The 18,381-nt window shown below is 34.9% G+C and carries 15 protein-coding genes; 1 reads left to right on the top strand and 14 read right to left on the bottom strand.

What is annotated here, in order from left to right; genetic code table 11:
* Positions 1–48: 48 nt before the first annotated feature.
* The 10 genes from BMY14_RS02485 to BMY14_RS02440 form a co-directional block, all read right to left on the bottom strand.
* Positions 49–1,182, bottom strand: a complete 1,134-nt coding sequence (locus BMY14_RS02485) for an FtsX-like permease family protein (RefSeq protein ID WP_091828876.1) — start codon at positions 1,180–1,182, stop codon at positions 49–51.
* Between the two features lies 1 nt (position 1,183).
* A complete protein-coding gene (locus BMY14_RS02480; RefSeq protein WP_091828875.1) occupies positions 1,184–1,900 on the bottom strand; it encodes an ABC transporter ATP-binding protein in 717 nt (238 codons plus the stop codon).
* A gap of 41 nt (positions 1,901–1,941) precedes the next feature.
* A complete protein-coding gene (locus BMY14_RS02475) occupies positions 1,942–2,589 on the bottom strand; it encodes a response regulator (RefSeq protein ID WP_091828874.1) in 648 nt (215 codons plus the stop codon).
* Positions 2,590–3,066: 477 nt separating this feature from the next.
* Positions 3,067–4,416: a prolyl oligopeptidase family serine peptidase gene (locus tag BMY14_RS02470; RefSeq protein ID WP_091828873.1), complete on the bottom strand. Its 1,350-nt coding sequence runs from the start codon at positions 4,414–4,416 to the stop codon at positions 3,067–3,069.
* A gap of 64 nt (positions 4,417–4,480) precedes the next feature.
* Positions 4,481–5,239, bottom strand: a complete 759-nt coding sequence (locus BMY14_RS02465) for a ChbG/HpnK family deacetylase (RefSeq protein ID WP_091829247.1) — start codon at positions 5,237–5,239, stop codon at positions 4,481–4,483.
* A gap of 155 nt (positions 5,240–5,394) precedes the next feature.
* Positions 5,395–6,678 (bottom strand): glycoside hydrolase family 140 protein, encoded by a 1,284-nt coding sequence (locus BMY14_RS02460; RefSeq protein ID WP_218144861.1) that lies wholly within the window; start codon positions 6,676–6,678, stop codon positions 5,395–5,397.
* Between the two features lie 13 nt (positions 6,679–6,691).
* A complete protein-coding gene (locus tag BMY14_RS02455; RefSeq protein WP_091828871.1) occupies positions 6,692–7,030 on the bottom strand; it encodes a PTS lactose/cellobiose transporter subunit IIA in 339 nt (112 codons plus the stop codon).
* A gap of 42 nt (positions 7,031–7,072) precedes the next feature.
* Entirely contained in the window at positions 7,073–7,387 is a 315-nt protein-coding gene (locus tag BMY14_RS02450) for a PTS sugar transporter subunit IIB (protein ID WP_091828870.1), read from the bottom strand.
* Between the two features lie 118 nt (positions 7,388–7,505).
* Entirely contained in the window at positions 7,506–8,825 is a 1,320-nt protein-coding gene (locus BMY14_RS02445; protein WP_091828869.1) for a PTS sugar transporter subunit IIC, read from the bottom strand.
* 91 nt (positions 8,826–8,916) lie between these two features.
* Entirely contained in the window at positions 8,917–10,278 is a 1,362-nt protein-coding gene (locus BMY14_RS02440) for an S-layer homology domain-containing protein (RefSeq protein ID WP_091828868.1), read from the bottom strand.
* A 477-nt stretch (positions 10,279–10,755) separates the two neighbouring features.
* Here BMY14_RS02440 and BMY14_RS02435 point away from each other — a divergent pair, with 477 nt between their 5' ends.
* The gene (locus tag BMY14_RS02435; protein ID WP_091828867.1) at positions 10,756–13,485 is read left to right on the top strand and encodes a sigma-54-dependent transcriptional regulator; all 2,730 of its coding nucleotides are present in this window, start codon (positions 10,756–10,758) and stop codon (positions 13,483–13,485) included.
* A 249-nt stretch (positions 13,486–13,734) separates the two neighbouring features.
* Here BMY14_RS02435 and BMY14_RS02430 read toward each other — a convergent pair whose 3' ends face one another.
* The 4 genes from BMY14_RS02430 to BMY14_RS02420 form a co-directional block, all read right to left on the bottom strand.
* Positions 13,735–15,171, bottom strand: coding sequence for a nicotinate phosphoribosyltransferase (locus tag BMY14_RS02430; protein ID WP_091828866.1), 1,437 nt, complete (start codon positions 15,169–15,171; stop codon positions 13,735–13,737).
* Positions 15,172–15,270: 99 nt separating this feature from the next.
* Positions 15,271–15,372, bottom strand: a complete 102-nt coding sequence (locus tag BMY14_RS21165) for an HAD hydrolase family protein (protein WP_218144860.1) — start codon at positions 15,370–15,372, stop codon at positions 15,271–15,273.
* The gene (locus BMY14_RS02425; RefSeq protein ID WP_091828865.1) at positions 15,365–15,823 is read right to left on the bottom strand and encodes a MarR family winged helix-turn-helix transcriptional regulator; all 459 of its coding nucleotides are present in this window, start codon (positions 15,821–15,823) and stop codon (positions 15,365–15,367) included. Before BMY14_RS02425 ends, BMY14_RS21165 begins: the two co-directional genes overlap by 8 nt.
* Positions 15,805–18,087 (bottom strand): ATP-binding cassette domain-containing protein, encoded by a 2,283-nt coding sequence (locus BMY14_RS02420; RefSeq protein ID WP_091828864.1) that lies wholly within the window; start codon positions 18,085–18,087, stop codon positions 15,805–15,807. The genes BMY14_RS02425 and BMY14_RS02420 overlap by 19 nt, the downstream gene beginning before the upstream one ends.
* Positions 18,088–18,381: the final 294 nt, after the last annotated feature.

Raw genomic sequence — 18,381 nt, 5'->3', positions numbered from 1 at the left:
TATGTCATATGACAAGAATCGATAATTTATGAACTCACAATAAGGTTTTTATTCAATGTCCCCTTCGATAATAGACAGTGGATCAACTTTTTTTAGCAGACGCCAGACTGGTAACAAACTAGTGAAAGTAATAACCAATGGCGTGGATAATAGTTTAAACGCATAGCTGCTATCCCATAACGCCAAGGACAGACCGCGATCAAATAAAATAAAATGATTCAAAGCCCCTTCGCAGACTGCTGCGATGAGTATTCCAGCAATAAATCCTAGCAAATTGATGCCTGCAATTTCTAAAAACGCCTTGCCGATAATAGTTTGCCGGGAATGTCCTAACGCTTCCAATAAGGCGAATTCAGAACGCCTTTGATAAAAATAAATATAAAACAAAAAACTTACGCAAATGATTACAATGCCTGTGATTACTAAATAAATAATGTTTAAAATCATAACAATACTATTCGTTTCATTGCGATAAAAAGATTCTTCTGCATCGCTATTATAGAACCATAAATCGTCATTTTCTTGGATAAGTTGTGCTATATAGTTTTTAACTTGAAGAAACTGCCCCTTTTTAGGAATAATCACGTTTACGAGTTCCGATTCAGTTAGTTTCTGTTCAGGGCAATCAAAATCAGCAATACCGATAGCTGCACTTCCTTCCAAAAGACCTACTAAACGGCAATCCCCAATTAATAATTCAGTTTTGGATGTTTTTCTACCAAAATGATCGCCGATTTTCAACCCCTTATTGGCGGCAATTTTCCAGTGCAAAGCGACATCATTGGATCCGGGGGTAGGAAGCTGTCCATCAATTAGTGAAAGATTTAAACAGTTCATTACAGCTTCCGTATCTTTTGAATGTAAAAAAAGGATATAAGCATTATTGAGACCATACAGTGATGTAATTCTGATCGCAGATGGTATAACTTGAGAAACATCTTGCCCTTGCTCAAGGGATTGCCTTAACCATTGTCGATTTTCCGGAGACAGTTGTTCAGTAGCAATTATGCCCAGCGATGATACAAGTCCGAGCGTTGTTGCTTTTTGAAAATTAATCATAGCTGTTGCAAAAGCCAGCAAAACGGATTGTAAAAAAACACAAAGAAAAGTTACCAAGAAAACCGCTACAACTTTCCTTTGATTATTTTTGTAGTATTTCCAAACAGAAAGTGGTTTTATCATTTTAGCTCCTATGCATGATTGGATTAGATTGCTTTATATTTTCAATTGCGCTTACTGGAATAGAAGATTTAGCAATGCGCCCATCCCACATATGGATCACCCTGTCAGCTTGATCTAAAATTGAATCATCATGTGTTGCTACCAAAATAGTAATCTCTCCTTTTAAACTCGCAAAAATATCCATCACCATTCTAGCATTGCTGTGATCAAGAGATGCCGTAGGTTCGTCAGCGAAAATAATTTTAGGCTGACTTACTAAAGCACGGGCAATAGCAACTTTTTGACGTTCGCCAACTGACATTTTATAAGGTTTTTGATTGGCAAAATCAGCAATCCCCAACGTTTCAAGGAGGTTAATAGCCGTATTACGCCAAAATTTATCGTTTCTATTAACCACGGACAAAACATTGTCGAGTACGGTTAAATAATTAATAAGGAAATGCCGTTGAAATATAAATCCATATTCTTTTCTGCGAATCTCCGCCAACTCATTATATGACATGACTTCTAATGCATGTTCTTGATAATATACCGTACCAACCGTGGGCTTTTTTAATCCAGACAGTATATATAAAAGCGAACTTTTTCCGCTCCCAGAAGGACCTACGATTCCAATCATTTCGCCTCGGTTTGCAAAAAAATTGACATCATGAATCGCGTAAAACTCATCATTTCGTTCATTGCAATAAATAAGACTTAAATCTCGTGCCTCTAACATATCTGTCTCCTTAGCATTAAACTCATTAAAATCATCTTAATTTATAAACCATAACTTTTTAAGAATATCACAGCATTAGTCCGATCATTAACACCAATCTTACTATATATATTACTGATATAATTACGAACCGTTCCTTCTGAAATAAAAAGACCTATCGCAATTTGCTTATTCGAAAAACCTTGTGTTAGCATAATGGCAATTTCTTTTTCTCGTTCAGACAGCTCAAGTTCAGCTAATGCTGAACTTTTTTTTGGGGGAGAAACTTTCAGCAAGCCTTGGGCAAGCTTAGACGCTACAGAAGGAGGTAGAATCATTTTTTCCCCAATCGCATCATGAATGGCTTCTACTAATTTTTCAATTTCAATATCTTTAAGTACATATCCATTAGCTCCATTAGCCAAAGCTTCCATTATATATTCTTCATCATTAAACGTTGTTAGCATAAGGACTTTAAGCTCAGGATAATTTTCCTTAATAAGTTTAACAGTCTCCACACCATTCATTTCAGGCATTCTTATGTCGAGTAATACTAAATCTAAAGTAGCATTTTGATCAAGTCCCAAAAGTGCTTCTTTGCCACTTCCCACTGCAGATATAACATTTATGCTCTCTTCCAAATCCAGGACAGCTTTTAATCCTTCCCTGAATAACAGTTGATCATCTACGATCATGATATTCGTCTGCATGCTGTTTCTCCTTCAGCGGTAAGTTGATGTAATTTGTTAATTCGGTAACATATTGAACATACCACGTAATATTTTAAACACAAGTCGCTCCGACTCTCGGGCAGATAATAATTTTTTATAAAGTTCTCCACCTCAACAGAACGCATTCTCCCACATGACTGGTCTGCGGACCATCTATTTTCATGCTATTATGTAGTATAGCATATCACTTTATACGAGATTGAGTCAACCTGCAGCTAAAACGCTCCTCGCTTATCAGCTATTGAGTCTGCTGCATTGAACGTTTGGTTGTCTGATACTTCTGTCAATAAAAAGTACATATTAAACAGTGTGTATAAAAATAGCAGCCGTTGATATATACTCAGAATATGAATATCCATCGAACGACTGCTATGCTTATACAAATAACCCATGATCTATAATTGATAATTTCCCAAAAAGTCTATCTGTACGTTATAGTCAAATTATTAGGTCTCTTTAAAAACGTTGTTGTTTTGCCAGCCATTCCATAAGGCTGATTTGTTTATCATTTACCTTCACTATGCAATCATTATTATAGACATAAATCCAAGACCAGTGTCCATTATATTCAAAAGGTGTACCATCAGCTTTTTTATATAAACCCGTACGATCGCTAACATTATCAAAAAAACTAAACTGTACATTTGCTCCAGCCGATACAAGGCGCTGATAAGTTGGAATCACATATTCAATAGGAGGAACCACTTCATCTGTTTTAGCCGCTGTAAACCAAATAGGAACAGTTTTCATTTTTTCAATATCTTCATCCGTGATAAGACTGTCTTTCAATGCTTCACATGTTGGAAATGCGGCAGCAAATTCTTTCGGATAATCACGAATCAATAACATCGTCATATACCCTCCATTTGAATCCCCACCTAAATATATACGGTTTGAATCAATCTCTTTATGCAGCGATACATAATTTCTAATCAGCGCCATAAGCGAATCTTCATATTTAGAGGTTCCATCACCAAATTCATGAAACCCATCCATCCAAAAAGTCTTTGCTTGTGGTACTAAGACATACGCTCCACCAAAATAAGCTTGAATCTTAGGATCAGCGAAGTTAACCGCTTTATTACCTGCAACTGCAATAGAGGCGTCTGTCCCACCTTCACCCATTCCATGCAGCCAAATGATCAAAGGATGTTTTTCTTTATCCTTTGGTTCAAAACTTCCATAAGACAATGTTATATCATTGTACGTTACCTTATCAAATGTAAACGCATCTATACTTGATTTTATGCTGCCTGCAAACTTTGTTACAATAAGGCCTTCAACATTACGGTGCGCAGATTTTATCGGTTTCTGCTGCGTAATAGTATAGGTGCAATCAATCCATTTATTTTGTTTTGCTTTCAAATCAAAGTTCAATGGTAATCCTAAAGTTATTTTAGGTCCAACTTGCATCTCAATCGCAATATAATGTCCTTTTTTAGCAGATTGTCCATTTTTATCAGATACATAAACATTTTTTATTTCACGATATCCTTCACGATCCCCCAGAATTTTGGGTTCCTCTGTTATCGTTGATGAATTTTGAGAGAGATCCATGCTGGTTCCAGCTGATTCCTTATGAGGAACACTTCGCTTTACATAAACCTTAAAAGTTTCTTTATCTACTGCTCCTTCATCGACTTCGCTCCCTATATCCACAATAACTTTAGAAATCGTCGGCCCCCAATCATTTACATCTATAACGCTACGATACGTTGCTTCTACTGGCTTAGCCAATCCTGCTGAAAAATTACAACTCAACACGACTGCAATAAAAATCAAGACTTTCCAATATATATTCCTCATTACGATCCCGTCCTTTCAATACAATTTAACCAAAGTTACGAATAAGAACTTCAATATTCTAATTTCAAATATCATTATACGTGATTAATTCTACTCTATGTGCTTCGATAAACTTACATATTTTAGGATCACATAACATTGAAACTTCTAACGGTCTAGGAAATGTAAGTGATGAGTACTTCAATATATCTTCATCCAAATACCCTGGATGGCATATCATCGACTCACAACCATCAAAATGTGGATGCTCAACTATCATTTCCAATGTTTTCCACGGATTATAATCAATCCGCATGCTATTCATATGAACATATATTTTCTTTTCACCAACTAATATTGGTTTTTCCGACAACGATAATGGAATGTATTTTAATTGAAATTTCACAGCTACCAATTTCAGTGCCTGAAAAAAATTGCAGCTCTTTACCGCATGACCTTCAATATAATCCGGTAATCTTCCTACCATTACAATAAAGCGTTGCAGTTGTGCCTCAATTTCAAGGACAGCTTCATTGATTACAACAAAATCAATATTGGATTGATGATATTCTTGGGAAGATTTAAACATCCCACCCGCATCCACCAGACTAGGAATCAAGACCGGATCACACAAGGGCCGACCCGCACAAATATTTGTATGCAATCCTAAGCATATAGCTTCCAAGTCAAATAAATTCAAGCCATGTTCAGCTGCCGACATATTCGTCATCAACCCCACCGAACGAACAATTCCTTGATTTACAGTTTTAGCAATTCCATAATTCGTCCCTTCGCTATATCCTAAATCATCTGCCCGAATCAACAATCTTTGTTTATATTCCATAAACTTTAAAATCACCTCATTTAATTTTACAATTCCAGCAATTTGATAGGCGATATCGTTCAAAGCTGCTCTAACGTTTTTTTCCTGTAATTCTCTTCAGTCCTGTAAATATCCATAAGCATCACTATTCCAATCAAGTTGTTTTATTGACTAAATTATCTTCGCGTGCCCAAAAATAATACATCTGCATGAAAATTATGCATCTGCATAATAGTTTGCCCCTTTATATATTGAATAACTGGTTTTGCAAACCGTTTTGTCGTTAAATCGATAATATCAAAACTATATTCCGACAAATCATCATTAATTGTCAGCGTCGTATTTGAAGGCATATAAACAAGTACTACGCTTCGATCTGTTTTCATTGCCATTCGAATTTCTTCCGTTGTATTAGCAATTAAATTTTGTGGTTTAAGATCAAATAGATCATACGTTTCAAAAATCCACTTCAAAAAAGAATAGTCCCATGCTCCTTCAAACTTCAGTGCATCTCGCCAATAATAAGGTTTATCAAAACCTTCACCGGTAGCGCCAAAATTTTTTCCCGGCTTATGCCAGCTCCAAATTCCATGTGCACCATAAGTAATTCCAGCACTAGCTCCAGACAAAACACTTTGCCATGCAGCTTTTCTTACATCAAATGTTGTAAATCGACCGTATATACGTCGACTAAATCCCATTTGATCATAGCAAGGCTCTGAATTAAGCACCGGTTTCATATTCTTTTTATGATAAAAATGATTTGCCATAACATACGCCATATGGCGAAAATCCGTATTATGTCCTGATTGATACATGTAAAAGTCGATTCCGTCTTCCTTTGTATATTCTTCCGGCAACTCCATTAAACGTCCCTGTATATGCATTGTTGTTAAGCATTCCGGTGATAGTTTTTTGATTAATGCCAAAGCTTTCCCATAATATGATTTTGCAAGCTGCGTTGGAAAATCTGAATCCCCACTGATTATATAAATCGGATTGTATTTGGAAAATGTAGCCGCCACACATTTTACATAATTTTCTATTGCTGATAAAGGCATTTTATCACATTTTTTAATTTTATCAGACCAAGTATCGGGAACAAAATTACACCACAACAAGACTAATGCTGGTAAAAATCCACGTTCAACAGCCATCGCAATCATTTTTTCCGCTCTATCAAAATAAGCTTCATTTAATTTAAAAAAATCAAAAGTTCCATCTGCTTTCACCACAAAAGCTTGTATATCAATATCTGATCCACTGGCATCCCATTGCGGAAGAATATTGATTTGCAATGCATTAAAACCTTGCATTTTGCGATAATCCAAATATTCCTGCCACTCCGAAAAAGAAGCATTGGTAAAAGCACTCCATACCGTATCTGCTAAATAGAAAAAATTCCGATCGCCTTTTTGAAAATGTCTCTTGTTTTTTGAAATAGTTATTTCCCCCATCATCTCATCTCCTCGTTTATTTGTTCAATGATAAGTGCGTTTTAATTTCATTTAATTCTTCTTGTATTTTCATCATATTCATCATAATTTCTTTTGCTAAAATACACGTCATCAAATGGTCCTGCGCATGAACCATCAATAACCTCACTTCCATCACTTCCCCAGAAGCTTCTTTTTGTATTAACTTGGTCTGCGCCTTATGTGCCTCTAGAATATTTTCATCGGCTTCTTTCATTAGTTTCTTAGCACCCTCATAATCACCGACTTGACAAAACTGAAATGCTTCAAAAACATTACTGCGTGCGCTCCCTGAATGCGTGATAAGTTTAAAAATAACTTCTTCTCCAACTTCCATATCTCTTTGCCTCCCAAACAGTGCACCTGCACCGTTATTTGTTTAACGATTTTTGTTATTATAAAGCATCTTAGCAAATTCTAAAATTTTATCACCACGCATTGTACCGTAATCCATCATATTAATAACTTCTAATGGTATTCCCTTCGGTGCAGTAATTTCTTCCAATATCTCTTTTTTAAATTTTAATTGTGGTCCCAATAGCACAACATCATATTTATCTACTTGCTGGGCAAGTTCTTCCGATGGAATAGCACTAATAACCCAATCAGCTTCTTCCGGTTTTAAAAATTTTTTCATTTTTGCTACCACTAAGCTCGTTGACATTCCCGCAGCACAAACCAATAAAATATTCATCTAGTGTCCTCCCTTTATTTATCATAATGATGCAGCTCAAATCATTGACTGTATATAAAAACAACCTGTAAAAAAAGCGTTTAAACATAGTATATCTATTTAATTTATAAAAGTTCCTTTACACCTCACGGTCTGAATTAGATTGTTCTGCTAGCAGCATCTGCTTATCCAAAATTTTAATAAATGGGTACCAGCAAATAAAGCCAAAAACAAAAACGGCAAGAGTAATCACAATCGACCATAGATTAAAATTCGTCGCCAATAATCCCTGCAAAATTGGTGGTAAAGTAAATGGCATCTGAAGAACCGGTATGCAATCGGTCCATACAGCCAAGCCATATGCCAGTCCAATTTGCAACGGTTCTACAATAATCCATGGAATCATAAGGGGCACATTCAATACAATCGGCAGTCCGTAAATAAATGGTTCGTGAATATTAAATAGTGCGGGTATAAGTGATACTTTACCAATGGACTTCGCCTGTTTTGACTTACCTAAAAAAGTTAATGCTAAAATCGGTGAAAGGCGGCAATGAGCAATCAATGCCATAAATGCATAAGTCATTAAATACGGCAATGGAAGCCCTGCATTAAAAGCGTCCAAATTTTCAACCATCATAACGGTAGCTACCGGTTTCCAAATCGGCACAATCACTGCGCTAGTGCCATGAATACCGAAGAACCATAAGATCTGAGAAATAACAAATAAGAATAATACCACCCATATATTTCCACCTAAGCCAAGCAGTGGTTTCGTTAATAAGGTGTAGATCATATTCTGTAATGTTCCAAAATCAGTTTGTTCAATCAACAAACGCGCCCCTAAAAAAATCAACAAGGTAAGTCCGATTGGGATGATCGATTCAAACGGTTTTGATACGACCGGTGGAACTGATTCTGGCATTTTAATAATCATATTTTTATGATAAATATAAGAATAAATTTTAATCGAGAGAATCGTTATAATCAAAGCCGTAATAATCCCAGTTGCTCCTAAATTCGCCGTAGGAATAACCCCAGAAACCATGGCATTCTGAATTTTTTGTCCTTCAACCATAACCTCAGTTTTTACTGAAAATGGCGTAATAAGCATAAATGAAGCAACAGCAACAAAAACACCAAATAACGAATCAATTTTCCTTAAACGCGAATAACTATTTGCCGTACTCAAAATAACAAACAAGGCTATTATACCCAGCGTAACCGGAATCAACGGGCGAAACACCTGCTTTAAGAAAGCATCCAATGCTGGCGCAAATTGATTTAAATATGGAAAAAATATTAAAATAAACACTGTTGATGATAATAAAATGATCGGCAATGTCGCAATCATACCTTCTTTTATTGCGGTAATAATTTGATTTCTATTGACTATATCGGATAGTGGTAACAAATACTTATTGAGAGAGTCTTCCAATTTCCTCATCATTTTTTGCATAATAACCGCCTTCTAATCATATAAATTAATTTTATATTTTCCCCAAAATCATAAGGATCACCACTATCATTTTATAATGGTGATCCTGCTTTTAATATCTAAAATCAACCATCAAACGTACACCTTGTCTATATTTCCCATCATTTTGTCCTTTTTCAACCGGAGCCAAATAATACCAGCTGAGTTGTGTCCAAACATTTTTATAAGGAACATAGCCCCAATATACGCCAACACCTTTCACATTATCGACATTGCTGGTTGCACCAACATTTATTGGAGAATATACGCCTCCTAGCCATTCCGTCCCTGCATAGGGTTCAAAACCAGGCTGCATTCTTCTTAAATCAACACTGACATCCCAACTTTTCGGTTTCTCAATATTCGAGTGTCCATACTGCAATAAAACATCCCAACCATCATTTGAACCATTATATCTAACACCTTCTGCTGCTGCTGCTTCTTTTGCTTTTTGATTTCTACCATATTCACCGACTAATGTATACTTTGGTGAGATTTTATAAGTCGCACCAATTGTAGTAATTTCAGCCAATGAACTATCATCAATCCCCCGGCGGCCCCCATCTTTAAAGTAGGCTGCTGTTAAATTTACCTTTGGCAAAATATCATAATTTGCATTCAAAATAGTAATATTTCTCACACTATTTGACGCAGCATTCGTATAATACACAGCTTTATTAAATTGACCGATAAAAAATTTATTATTTGAATTTTTAGGATCAACGTAATAGGTTGATAGACCATCAAAATTAGTGCCTGCCGCCATCGTCATACCGGTAGCCAGCATATCAACTGGACTTGATGCGTTTGATCCCTGACGTCCAAAATTATAATACCAATTTCCACTTTTCACTTTTATATACATCGTCTGCAAAGCTACACTATTAGATGAATTAGATGTACTGCCTGTATTGTAGCCTTGATCATAGCCAAGACTTGATTGCACCCACACATTATCCTGCAGCTGACTTGTCATTTTTAATTTATAACGATACTGGCTATCCATATTGGCATTTTTAGTAGCCGAATCTTTATAAGTGTTCATTAAGACACGGCCCCAGAAATTAAACTTTACATTACCAATATTATTTACTTTCTTTTCAACCTTATCTATTTTTATACCTAATTGAGCTAATTCAGAACTAAACTCTTGTTCCAGTTTAGCAATTTCTACTTTAGAGGCTGCATCTGCTTTGTCTTCTTTTGTTATCGCATTAGCAACAAGTGCTGCCATTTCATACCGTGTAAGAACCCTATCTCCATTAAAATTAGTGCCATCACCTTGAATGATACCATCTTTCGTTAATTTTGTAATTGATTGATATGCCCAATGATCTCTAGGAACATCAGCAAACAAATTTTCTGCAGCAAAAACGTTGCTTGTAGCATAGATCACAGCCATCGCTGCCAATGCACATATTACCCCTTTTTTCATAAGTCTCCTCCTAAAGTTCTAATATTCAATATCTCCCTATTAAGTTGTTTTTTCTATTAAATATTCATTTATTTCCACCTGAATATCCATAGATAAATAGTTCACACCCTTTCACTCTTTTAATAAGCAAGTTTCGTGCCAACTAATTACAACTGTTAAAAGCATTGATATTTCTAACTTTAGCTGCGTTAAATTACTATATTTTTATACTATGCAAAATAAAGTTCTAAAAAAAATCCATACACTAATACTTTTACCAATACACTAATACTTTTTGCAATACACTAATCACGATATCCATACACTAACTATCTAATACCATACTTTATTTAAGTCTGCTTTTAGCATGTTTAGCAAAAAGTTCACTATCATTGAAGAATTGTTTAATTATTTGAAATCTATTGATTATTTATTAGAAATGTGCTAATATCGCCTTTAATATGAAAAAGACTTATCTATCATGAGGTGAAAAATTATATGGGAAGAAAAAACGAAGTCTTAATCATCGAATATTTAGAAAAAAGTGCGGAGAAGCAAGGCAAAACCGGCTGCTCTACGAATGAAATTGCAGCGGCACTCGGTATAAAACGTTCAAATATCAGTGCTCTACTCAATTCACTTCACAAAAGTGGTAAATTAATTAAATCAATTAGTCGTCCTGTTTTATACGCTGTTCCTCCTCATACAATATCGCTCCCCACTGAAACACTTTCAGAAGAGCCTTTAAATTTTAATATGCTCATCGGAAAAAATAAAAGCCTACAAAAATGTATTCAAAGAGCAAAAGCCGCTATACTATACCCACCACGAGGTCTTCATACAATTATTTTAGGTCCTACTGGCGTTGGAAAAACTATGTTTGCCGAAATGATGTATCATTTTTCTATTGAAAATAATATTTTCCCCTCATCGGCTCCTTTTATTGCTTTTAATTGTGCCGATTATGCCAATAATCCACAGCTCCTGCTTGCATATCTCTTTGGTTGTAAAAAAGGAGCTTTTACTGGGGCCGATCGAGATAAACCTGGAATTGTAGCAAAAGCTGATGGTGGTATTTTATTTTTGGATGAAGTTCATCGCTTACCGCCAGAGGGGCAAGAAATGCTTTTCTATTTAATTGATAAAGGTCTATACAGTCCCTTAGGCGATGTTGATAATAAAAAAACGTGCGACCTGCTTATTATTTGTTCTACCACTGAAGACATTGAACAATCCCTCTTAACAACCTTTACCCGCAGAATTCCAATGAATATTTTTATTCCCGCATTGAAAGACCGAACTCATGAAGAACGACTTCATCTCATTTATGAATTTTTCAAAACCGAATCCCGACGCATTGGACGTGAAATCTTAGTATCAGCTAATGTTCTACGAGCCTTGCTGTTATATGTCTGCAAGGGGAATGTTGGTCAATTAAAAAGTGATATCCAATTTGGCTGTGCTAATGCATTTTTAAAATGTATATCTAGCAAAAAAAAGTTTTTAGACGTTCATATGTCTGATTTTTCAAGTCATGTGAAACAAGGCTTATTATTATATAAAAAAGAATCATTAATCATTGATTGTTTAGTTAAAGGGGATGGTCAAACTTCTTTTACGCCTAACAAATCCAAGTCACTTATTGTTAAGCATGATGACTTTCTATTAAATACTTTCTATGAACAAATTGAAAAGCGAATTCAATATTTACAAAAACAAGGGGTTGATGAAAACGATATAAAATTCACTATGTCTTTCGACATCGAAAATTATTTCAAAAAATTCATCCGGAATTTTAAAGATACCTTTAATACAGATGAACTTTCACAACTTGTTGATGAATCCCTTATCTCTTTAATTAAAAGATTTTTTAAAACTAGCAGCCTTGAGTTGCACCGGGCTTTTTCAGCAAAAGTTTTTTATGGACTATGCCTCCATATTAATTCAAGTATTGAACGGATTAAGCAAAGCAAGCCCATTATCAATCATAATATTGGCCAAATTATTGATAAAAACCCCGTCGAATATAAAATCGCCTTAGATTTTTCAAAAGAACTGGGAAGAATTTATAATATTCATGTTCCTGTTGATGAAGTTGGCTTCATCACTATGTTTTTGTCTATCGATAATACAAACTCAGAACTTAATTCTGCCCTCCCTATTATTGTTGTTGCTACGCATGGAAGAAGTACTGCTAGTTCTATGGTTGAAGTAGCCGCTAATTTAGTACAGGTTGATAATCTGTATGCATATGACATGGCTATGGACAAATCTCCCACCATCGCTTATGAAGAAATTAAAAACTTAATCATAAAAAAACATCAGGGTGCTGGTATTATCCTGCTCGTAGATATGGGGGCACTAACTATGTTTGGAGAATTACTTCGTGAAGAGACTGGTTTTGAAATCCAAACCTTAGATATGGTCTCTACATTATTAGTTATTGAATGTGCCCGAAAATCAGTCATTGATACAAATATTTTTGATATTTGTGAAGATATCAAATCCAATAAACTGCTGTTTTCAAAATATACAGATAGTATTACACATACCCTCTCATTAAAAAATGATAATATTATCATCGCTTTATGTACTACTGGTGAAGGCAGCGCCCTAAAGATAAAAACTCTCCTTGAAGACAAACTTCATCTCGATGAAAAAAACATTCAGGTACTCCCCATGTCAATCAATGATAAAAATCAACTAACTAGTAAAATCAACAGTCTTTCCAAACAAAAAAATATTATTGCCGTAGTCGGCAGTATTAACCCAAAACTTTATAATATTCCTTTTTTCTCTATCGCAGAAATATTTAATGAATACGGTTTACAAAATATAATTGCAGCTATCAGTAAAATTAAGACTAATAGTGATGCCTATGAACAAGTTTTTGCTGCCATGCAATCCGAATTTCAAGAAATGGATATTAACCATTACAGAAACATTTTTTTTGATTTTTTAAACAAATTACAAAAAAAATTAAATATGCACAATGATTCTGATGTAACGATTGGCCTCATTATGCACTTAATTTGCGCAATCAGCCGCATGCATCGACAAGAGGCCTCACCAACTTGTATTTACAAAAATCATTTAGAAGAACAATACTCATTCGAATTTGCAATCATTAAAAGTAGCATTGAAAAAATGGAGAAATTTTATCAAATCTCTTTTTCTGATGATGAAATATGGTATATTTTTCAAATAATAGAAAACACTTTGAGTTAAAAAAATGCTACCCTATACATAAGTGAAACTACTATAACACGCACAAATCGATTACTTAGTTACTTTTTTATAATCACTTGTAAAAAAGACTGCCCTGAAAATCAACAATAAAACATATGTAATTTGGACAAAAAGAATAGCCTCGCATATTTTGCGGGGCTATTCTTTTTTATAGCGAAACGCTATATAGTTTTAATCGGCAAACGGCTAGAGTAGTCTCTAGAAAAGACGGACTATAAATATTCAAATTCACGAATGGACAAAATTCATTGAATTTCTAATTAACTTCTTTTTTAACCCCAGCAAATTTTCGGTTAAATCCACATAATATTCATGGGGATTTACACTTCTCTTAATTTCTGGATAAATTGTTCTAAACTGTTCTTCACAGTATAATTTTCTTTCTTGAATACTTGGTACTTCATAAACCTGCTTGCCATTTTTGAAAACAAGAACTTGAAGATTTTTGACTTCATAACCTGATATATAGGTTTTTTTCCATTCTTCTGTAGGGCTTATTAAGGTATATCCATCTTCTGGAATCACTTCATCTGCCAGTGCCAATACATCTCCCAAGGCATAGCCTGTTTTTTTATCATAAAACCGATATACTTTTTTGTATCCCGGATTAATTGTTTTCATGATATCGTTCGTGACCTTAATCTTCGGAATCAGCTTAGCTTCTCTTTCTACTGCTACCAATTTATATACACCACCAATTCGTTCCAGTGAAGCTGCAATATTATCCCCACAACCAATAGAATTGATATAGGCTCCCTGATCAATGAGAGATTTAATCGTATTTTCATTAAGACCGTTGGATAAACAGATACCTGCATCTGCATAGCCTGCATCGTCCAATAATTTTCTTGCCTGCTTTGACAAATAGGCCAAGTCCCCGCTGTCAATCCGTATCCCCTTAAACGGATAGTTATTCGGAATCAGATAGTCATTTGCCACTTTTATAGCATTAGGAATTCCACTTTTTAAAGTGTCAAACGTATCTACGAGAAAAACACAGTTATTGGGATTACTTTTTGCATAAGCAAGAAATGCTTCATATTCATTGTCAGCATCACAAATCATGCTGTGTGCCATGGTTCCCAAGACTGGGATATCATACATTTTTGCTGCAAGCACATTGCTTGTTCCAATGCAGCCTCCAACATAAGAATATTTGCTGGCTTCAATTGCTGAATCAATTCCCCGTGCTCTTCTGGCACCAAATTCCATAACTGGAATTCCACTTGCCGCCGTGGTGATTCTTTTCGCTGCTGTTGTAACTAAAGTTGCATGATTAAAATTAGCAAGTAAAGCCGTCTCAATGAGTTGTGCTTCTATCACATTTGCCCTCACTGTAATGACAGGTTCATTCGGAAATACCGGTGTTCCATCTTCGACTGAATAGATATCACCGCTAAATTTTAATTCTTTTAAGTAGGAAAGAAAATCTTCTGTAAAATTCCCCAGACTTCTTAAATAGGCTATATCTTCCTCAGAAATATAAAATTTTTTAATATATTCAACCAGCCCATCCAGGCCTCCGGCTATAGCATAACCTCCATGAAAAGGACTTTCCCTAAAAAAAACATCAAAATATGCTTTCTTATCTTTTTCCCCCTGGTCAAAATAGGTCTGTGCCATGGTCAATTCATAAAAATCTGTCATCAACGTTTTATTTTCCATCTTTTTATCCTCTCTCATCTATTGCTATTTACCATGGAGTTCTCTCTTATGATAGAACTCGCCTTCCCCCTATTCCGTTTAACATATCCTTACATTCTATCAAAATCTGATGGAAATACAATATTTGCTTTTTTTCGTCGTAATTTTCTTGTCTTCTGTTAAAAGCGTTCCGTCCATATCTATGGCTATGAGTTTATACATCTTCATTCCTCCATAATTTTATACCTTTTCTTTCTTTTTCAGCATGTAAATTCGTAATTTTTTTGCACATTTCAGAAAATCCCTTTACTTCTTCTGACGTTAAGGCTTTTTCAATCAAGTCCATTATTTCCTTGCCAAAATCCTCTACACGATTTAAAAAATCTTTTCCTTCTTGTGTAATTACAATTTTATAAGAACGCCGATCCTTTTCTTGTCGTTCTTGATCTATATATTTTTTTTCCAACAATCGTTTTGTTAATTTTGAAATGCCCGATTGTGATATTCCCTTTAGTTCAGCCATTTCTTTTGTGGTCTTTGATCCTTGCTTGTCTAAAACATCAAGTATATAGTATTGTGCTGTTGATACACCCTCGACATTAAAGCGATTAGAACAAGCAATAATCAAACATTGAAAAGGCAAATAATTTTTTTCTAATTCTTTTGTGGACATTTGCACTCCTCCTTAATATATTGTGCCAAACAACGACCTGTAAGTGATTCGTGATTTTCAATTAAATCTTTTGGCAGGCCGCTAAACATAATTCTGCCACCATTTCCTCCAGCATTAGGCCCTAAATCAATAATCCAGTCTGCTTGACAAATAACAGTTAAATTGTGTTCAATCACAATAAGAGTAGAATTTTGTTCAACAAGATGTTCTAGTACGCCTATCAACTGTTTTATATCAGCCATGTGCATCCCCGTTGATGGTTCGTCCAATACATAAATCTGTCCGTCATTTTCAAGTTCGGATGCGAGTTTTATTCTTTGTAGTTCTCCTCCTGAAAGAGTGTTCAACGGCTGCCCCAAAGAAATATAATCAATTCCAATATCTGAGAGTCGTTTTATAACCTTGCTAATGGCTTTTTCATAAAAAAAGTTCAAAGCCTCACCTACAGTCATTTTTAGAACTTCACTTATATTTTTCCCTCTTAATTTATATTGAAGAACTTCGTCATTAAAACGATTTCCATTGCATTCCTCGCACATTGTAACGATTGTATCCATAAAAGCTAAATCCGTATAGGTAACACCCAAGCCTTTACAAGCAGGACAAGCCCCTTTTGAATTAAAACTAAATAAAGATGCATTAACACCATTTTGCGTTGCAAATAGCTTTCTAATTATATCAAAAATACCTGTATATGTTGCAATATTAGAACGCTTTGATGCTGGTACTCCATTTTGATCAATGAAAATAATTTCAGGGTAAAATTGTGGCAACACTTGATTGATCAATGTACTCTTACCTGAACCAGCTACTCCAGTTACTACCGTCATTACTCCTTTTGGTATTTCTACTGAAATATTTTTCAAATTATGTAATTTTGCATTTTGAATGGAAAGCCAGCCCTTTGGCATGCGTACACTTTGTTTTAATTTCGGTTGATATGACAAATAACGTCCAGTCAATGTATTCGCTTCTTCTAAACCTTTCAGATCGCCCTCATATAGGATTTGTCCGCCTTGCGTTCCTGCGCCCGGCCCCATGTCGACTATATGATCAGCAATTTTTATTATATCTGGATCATGTTCTACAATAAGCACCGTATTGCCTTTGTCCCGCAAAAGTTTCATCAAAGTATTTATTTTACTAATATCGTATGGATGTAGCCCTATACTCGGCTCATCAAAAATATAAGTAAGGTCGGTTAAGCTGTTTCCCAGTTGTCTTACCATTTTAATTCTTTGTGATTCTCCACCTGAAAGAGTAGCGGTTTCTCGGTTTAAACTTAAATAACCTAATCCAATCGTAACCATATGTTCTAATCGATTAATAAGCTCGGAAATAATTGTAGCGGCTACAGGAACATGAATTGTTTGAACAAATTCTAAAAGATTGACCACCTGCATGTCGGTACATTCAACTATATTTTTCTCATGTACTTTGCAAGACAGTACTTTATCATTTAGACGTGCCCCATGACAAAGGGGACAACTTTGTTTTATAACAAAGTTCTTAATATCTTTACTGTATTTTACTTTTTCTCCATCTTCTTTTTTCAAGAAACTTCTTTGGATACGCGGAATCAGCCCTTCATACAATGAAGTTTTATGCCATTCAGTAGTGGGATTTTTTACTTTAATTTTATCAGCATAAAGCAATAAATCCAATGCTTCATTGGAATAGTCCTGAATTTTTTTATCATTATCGAAGAATCCGGAATAAATATAACGAGTCAGCCTCCAACCACCCGGTTCAAAAGTTGGAAAGCGGACAGCACCTTCGCTCAATGACCTGTTTTTATCTAAGAGACGTTCGATATCGATTGTTTCGATTTCACCTAATCCTTGACATGTATTACACATCCCCACCGGATTATTGAATGAAAATACATCAGAATATCCAACAAATGGTTTTCCAATTCGTGAAAATAAAAGACGTAATAAAGAATATATATCCGTTACTGTCCCTACTGTTGACCTTGCATTGCCCCCTAACCGTTTTTGATTCATAACAAAGGCGACCGATAAATTTTCGATACGATCTACATCAGGTTTACCATAATGAGGCATACGATGACGAATAAAACTGTTGTATGTTTCATTTAACTGTCTTTGAGATTCCGCAGCTATTGTATCAAACACTAATGACGATTTTCCCGAACCAGATACGCCAGTAAAAACAGTAATTCTTTTTTTAGGTATTTTTATATGAATATTTTTAAGGTTTCGTTCTCTTGCTCCCGAAACATAAATACAGTTGTCTAACATAAATTTCTCCTTATTGTCTTTATTTAGATGACATGGTGAATATATGACCAACTCAACTATATTTTACTTTCTTTACTTCTTAATTTCAATAGGCTATTTATATAAAATTGTGAAAAAAACAATAACTGATCAAAATTTGTATTAATCCCCATAAAAATCAATTCAGAAAAAAACTATAAGTAAATTGCCATTCATAAAAGAACTTCTCCCCATGAATACTTCTATCCAACATACCGATAGAAGTATTCTGTTTTTTATAAAAGTGAAATACCTTAGCTTAATATTTGCCCTGAA

This window comes from Propionispira arboris (assembly GCF_900109225.1).
In the GTDB taxonomy this organism is placed as follows: Bacteria; Bacillota; Negativicutes; order Selenomonadales; family Selenomonadaceae; genus Propionispira; species Propionispira arboris.
The sequence above is the reverse complement of the archived record's forward strand: the minus strand, read 5'-3'. Positions and strand labels throughout refer to the sequence as shown.